Annotated in this window: 1 protein-coding gene; it reads right to left on the bottom strand. The window is 42.5% G+C overall.

Annotated features, from left to right (window positions below):
- Positions 1-268 (bottom strand): hypothetical protein (locus AAEY83_RS15485; protein WP_502945200.1); only part of this gene is annotated, 268 nt, incomplete at both ends.

Here is a 268-nt window from a genome sequence, read left to right as displayed (position 1 = left end):
GCTATTGACAGTAGCCAAATACCAATGCTACCAATCCGATTGTCTATGCCTTCACCTGTTGCCCAGTGGCTGTCTTTGATCGCTTGATAGTCAAAGCTCATGTTTAGCGCGGTAAAGTAGTTGATTAAAAAGTAAAACAACACACCGGCGATGAGTGAGATTAGGATAATACTTTTGGTCTTGGTTTTTGAATCACTAATCGCCTTTGAAATTTGCGGTGTGGTCTCAAAACCAACATACGCCCACGGCATAACGGCTAAGATAGGTA

The organism is Psychrobacter sp. TB20-MNA-CIBAN-0197, assembly GCF_040309765.1.
GTDB lineage: Bacteria > Pseudomonadota > Gammaproteobacteria > Pseudomonadales > Moraxellaceae > Psychrobacter > Psychrobacter submarinus.
This window is presented reverse-complemented; position numbering and strand designations above follow the sequence as displayed.